Genomic DNA, 5294 nt, shown 5'->3' on the forward strand with positions numbered 1-5294 from the left:
TCGAGGCTGATGGCTTCGAGCACGTGACTGCGCGTGTCCTTGTTGGCGGCGCATGCGGCGCCCGTGCCCACGAGGACGTTCTTCTCCTCGAGCAGGAACACGATGCGCTCGGCGTCGATGCCGGGGAACGAGATGTGCAGATGCCCAGGCAGGCGATGCTTCTTGTGGCCCGAAACCACGGCCTGGGGGAACTCGCGCGTGAGGTAGCGCTGCAGCCCGTCGCGCAGCACCTGCAGGCGTTCCGCTTCCACCATGCGGTCGGCAACGGCCAGCGTGAGGGCCTTCGCGAAGCCCACGGCGCCTGCCACGTTTTCGGTGCCCGAACGCAGGTTGCGCTCCTGGCCGCCGCCGTGCACGAGCGCGTGCAGGTTCACGTCGGGCTGCGCCCAGAGCAGGCCCACCTGCTTTGGGCCGTAGATCTTGCCGGCGTTGCAGGTGAGCATATCGACGCCCAGGCTGCTTACGTTGATGTTGGTTTGGCCTGCTCCCTGGCTTGCGTCGCAGTGCAGGAACAGGGGAGTGGAGTCGCCGTTCTGCAGGCGGCGCATGCGTTCCGCGCGCACGATTTCGGCGATGGTGCGGATGGGCTGGATGGTGCCCAGCTCGTTGTTGGCAAGGCCAATGCTCACCAGGCGCGTTGCGGGGGTGATGGCCGCCTCGATGTCGGCGGGCATCACGCGGCCCGTGGAGGTTACGCCCACGAGGGTGTGGTTGTGCGCCCTGGCGCAGGAAAGCACGCTAGCATGCTCGATGGCGCAGGTGATGACGTGCGCGTCTTCCGCATCGTCGAGGCAGGTGAACGCGAGATTGATGGATTCCGTGGCCCCGGCGGTAAGCACGATGTCGGCTGGTTTGCCCCCGATGGCATGCGCTAGGTCGGCGCGTGCTTGCTCGTAGGCCCTGCGTACGGCGACGGCCTGCGCGTAGGGGCTGCTGGGGTTGAAGAACAGCTCGGATTCATAGGGGGCCATGGCCTGGCGCACGCGCGGGTCGAGCGGCGTGGCGGCTGCATGGTCGAGGTAGATGATCTGGGACATGTGACCCTCTCGCGTGTACGTTCGTGGGAAATGCATTCGCACTATACCCCACAATTGCGGTGGGCACGTGAAGACGCGCGCATAACGCGCGGGTACCATAACATGGTTGCTATCCTCGCGGAGTGGTGCAAAGGAGTGCATTTCGAGCGTGCCCCAACATATGGCCTCATGGGGCGGGGTGGGCACAATCGAACATGATTTTCGTGTGCAATATACGAAAAAATGGCTTCATGGATGGGCAATCGTATTGCACTTCGTATTCGTGCGCACTACACTACAAAAGTTCGCTTTCAGAAGCCCCGTACAGCAGTGCGAATGCGGAACGGGAACGAAGGTCGTCCAGGGCCAGAGTCCCGTGTTCGGAGTAGGATCCCGACGTCCGTGTGTGCCTGCACTTTTGGAAAACGACACCCCTTGGGTTCGTTTGCGGCACAAGCTTCAGAAGCCGTTTGCGAGCACAAGGAACGTAATTGGAGGAAACAGAGTGAAGACGTATTACGCCAAGCCCAACGAAGTTGAGCGTGAGTGGGTCTTGATCGACGCTGAGAACCAGGTTCTCGGCCGCGTTGCCACCAAGGCTGCCACCATTCTCAAGGGCAAGAACAAGCCTCAGTACACCCCGCATGTCGACACCGGTGACTTCGTGATCATCGTGAACGCCGACAAGATCCGCCTGACCGGCACCAAGGCCGCTCAGAAGGAGTACTTCCGTCACACGGGTCATCCGGGTGGTCTGAAGAGCGAAACGTTCGAAGAGGCCATGCAGAAGCACCCCGAGCGCGTTATCGAGCATGCTGTTAAGGGTATGCTCCCCAAGAACACGCTTGGCCGCGCCATGGGCATGAAGCTCAAGGTTTACGCTGGTCCCGAACATCCGCATATGGCTCAGAAGCCCCGTCAGATTAGCTTGGAGGATTAACCAATGGCAGGTGAAGCAATGTATTACGGCACCGGCCGTAGGAAGAATGCCGTCGCTCGCGTTCGCCTGGTGCCCGGCACCGGCAAAGTCACGGTGAACGGCAAGGAAGCCGCTGCGTACTTCGGTCGTCAGCAGCTGGTCGATTACGCGACCGCTCCTTTCAAGGTTACCGATACCGTCGAGCACTTCGATGTGATCGCTCGCTGCAATGGCGGTGGCATCTCGGGTCAGGCCGGCGCTCTGCGTCACGGCATCTCCCGCGCCCTGCTGGAGGCTGGCGAGTACCGCGCCGAGCTGAAGAAGGCTGGCTTCCTTACGCGCGATAGCCGTATGGTTGAGCGTAAGAAGTACGGTCTGAAGAAGGCTCGTAAGCGCCCGCAGTTCAGCAAGCGCTAATCGGTCTCACGTGGGCGGCATCTTGCCGCTCACCGCTCCGGTCGTTGGCCTAAGCCAACTCCCTCGCGGTTCGGGGCAATCTGCTCGCCCACGCGAAACCTTGCCCCGGCTCCGGCTGGGGCTTTTTTTGTTGCCAGCGGCCTGCTGCGTTGGCCTAAGCCAACTTGGGTTCGCGGCGGGCGGGTCCCGCTCGCGGGTCTTCGGATGGGCGGATGCGCTTCGCTGTCCGCCCTGCCGCGGCGGGGTGGGGCTGTGTAACATGGCATTTTACTTGCTTGCAATCATCATGAAACATTGCTCTTGTATGTTTGACCCAAGCATGGTGAGGAAAGACTTATTCCGTGGTATCGTAGCCAGAAACCATCGCGTGTGCAGGCGAAGGCGCCTGCGTAATTGGTTGCCCGGTCGGGCGGCACCGTGTTAGGCCTATGAGTGAGGAGCGCAACAGGATGTCGGATATTGAAGCAATCTACGGATCGATGGTGTTCAACGACGCCGTCATGGAGGACCGCCTGCCTAGCGATACGTATGCAGAGCTGTCGCATACGATCAAGGAAGGCAAGCCGCTCAATATCAAGCTGGCGAATGCCGTTGCCCATGCCATGAAGGAATGGGCTATCGAGAACGGTGCTACGCACTACACTCACTGGTTCCAGCCGCTTTCGGGCATCACGAGCGAGAAGCACGACAGCTTCATGGAGCCGGTAGGCGACGGCCGCGCAATCACGAAGTTCCGCGGCAAGGAGCTCATCCAGGGCGAACCTGACGCCTCCAGCTTCCCCAACGGCGGCCTGCGTGCCACGTTCGAAGCTCGCGGCTACACCGCATGGGATCCCACCAGCTACGCGTTCATCAAGGACGAAGTACTGTGCATCCCCACCGCCTTCTGCAGCTACACGGGCGAGGCCCTCGACAAGAAGACCCCGCTGCTGCGTTCCATGAAGGCCATTTCCGACCAGGCCAACCGCGTGCTCGAGTACTTCGGCGAGGGCGGCCATCACATCGTTACCACGGTGGGTAGCGAGCAGGAATACTTCCTGGTGTCCGAAAAGGATTACGCGCGCCGTCAGGACCTTATGCTCTGCGGCCGCACGCTGTTCGGCGCTGCGCCGTGCAAGGGCCAGGAGCTCGAAGAGCATTACTTCGGAGCCATCCGCCCCACGGTGAACGAATACATGAAGGAACTCGACGACGAGCTGTGGAAGCTGGGCGTCGCCGCTAAGACGAAGCACAACGAAGTTGCCCCCTGCCAGCACGAGCTTGCTCCCATCTTCACCAATGCCAATCGCGCCATCGACGAGAACCTGCTCACGATGGAGAAGATGAAGCTTCTGGCCAGCCATCATGGTCTGGTGTGCCTGCAGCACGAAAAGCCCTTCGAAGGCATCAACGGCAGCGGCAAGCACAACAACTGGTCCATCAGCTACGGCAAGACGAACCTGCTCGAGCCTGGCGATTCCCCGGCCGACAACCTGCGCTTCCTCGTGTTCCTCACGTGCGTCATCGAGGCCGTCGACGAATACCAGGAGCTGCTGCGCATGAGCGTTGCCAGCGCCGGCAACGACCATCGTCTGGGCGCCAACGAGGCTCCTCCGGCCATCATCAGCATCTTCCTGGGCGACGAGCTGGGCGCCATCGTGGAGGCCCTCATCAACGACCGTCCGTACAAGTCGGCCGAGCGCGTGGCCATGGACCTGGGCGTCGACGTTCTGCCTAACTTCCTGAAGGACAACACCGACCGCAACCGCACGAGCCCGTTCGCCTTCACCGGCAACAAGTTCGAGTTCCGCATGCCCGGCAGCCAGGTGAACCTGTCCGACTGCAACATGATCCTGAACGCCGCCATGGCGAAGAGCCTGAAGAGCTTCGCCGACGCCATGGACGGTGCGGAAGGCGCCGATTTCGAGGCCGCTGCCCTGGCTTACATCAAGCAGGAGCTCACCGCCCATCAGCGCATCATCTTCAACGGCAATGGCTATGGCGACGAATGGCCCATCGAGGCCGAGCGCCGCGGCCTTGCGAACAACAAGAACACCGCCGAAGCGCTGCCCTGCTTCGTCGACCAGAAGTCGATCGACCTCTTTGCCGAATTCGGCATCCTCAGCGAGGACGAGGTCCGCAGCCGCTACGAGGTCAAGCTCGACAAGTACACCAAGACGCTCAACATCGAGGCGAACGTCATGGAGCGCATGGCGCGCCGCAACTACATCCCGGCCATCAACGCCTACGCCACGAAGATCGCCAAGGGCATCACGGCCATGAAGGCGGCCCTGCCTTCCGCCGACCTGGGCGACCAGGAAGAGCTGCTGCAGCGCTTCCTCGACGGCCTGAAGGCCACCAACGTCGCGCTCGCGGCGCTGAAGGAAGCTCATGCGGCTGCCGAAGCTATCGAGGATAGCCAGGAGCAGGCCAACGCGTACGCCGCGCAGGTCGTGCCCGCGATGGAGGCCCTGCGTGCCGAAATCGATGCTCTGGAAGGCATCACCGACCATGGCTACTGGCCCGTTCCCACGTACAACGACATCCTGTTCTACGTGTAGGGCTTGAGCCTGGCGGCGTAGTGGATGTGCGGCGGCCCGAAGGGTTATTCCTGGTAGGGGTTGCATCGAGCGACTTGGCCGCAGCGTAGCGCGAGGGCGCGCAACGTGCGCAGGCGACACGCATCGGCTATGTGTAGCACGCGATATGTGCTTGTTAGGCGGCTCGGGATTGTCCCGAGCCGCTTTTTCGTGTGCGCAGGAGGGGTAGGGCGCTGCATTTTTCCGGAAAAGGACAGCATGTGCGAATCGTTGCTCCATGTGACCTGGGTTTATGCGCTGAGAAGGGAGCGAAATCGCTCTTAGTTAGACGAAAACCCGTCCTTTTCCGGAAAAATGCACCCAATCGTATGGCGCGTGTGCTCGTGGAAGTCGGAGGCCAAGCGGTCTTAGGAAGACAAGGCA

At 61.5% G+C, this 5294-nt stretch carries 4 protein-coding genes; 3 read left to right on the top strand and 1 reads right to left on the bottom strand.

The genetic code is table 11. From position 1 onward, the window contains the following. Positions 1-1037: cysteine desulfurase family protein (locus AC04P6_RS04985; protein ID WP_475565508.1), on the bottom strand; the 1037-nt coding region annotated here is incomplete at its 3' end. A gap of 484 nt (positions 1038-1521) precedes the next feature. Here AC04P6_RS04985 and rplM point away from each other — a divergent pair. From rplM to AC04P6_RS05000, 3 genes are all read left to right on the top strand, one after another. Beyond that, positions 1522-1956: a 50S ribosomal protein L13 gene (rplM, locus tag AC04P6_RS04990; protein WP_475565510.1), complete on the top strand. Its 435-nt coding sequence runs from the start codon at positions 1522-1524 to the stop codon at positions 1954-1956. A 3-nt stretch (positions 1957-1959) separates the two neighbouring features. Next, complete coding sequence (rpsI, locus tag AC04P6_RS04995) at positions 1960-2352, top strand: 30S ribosomal protein S9 (protein ID WP_475565511.1); 393 nt, start codon at positions 1960-1962, stop codon at positions 2350-2352. 449 nt (positions 2353-2801) lie between these two features. Next, a complete protein-coding gene (locus AC04P6_RS05000; RefSeq protein ID WP_475565512.1) occupies positions 2802-4892 on the top strand; it encodes a glutamine synthetase III family protein in 2091 nt (696 codons plus the stop codon). Positions 4893-5294: the final 402 nt, after the last annotated feature.

It is taken from the genome of Denitrobacterium sp. (assembly GCF_056180635.1).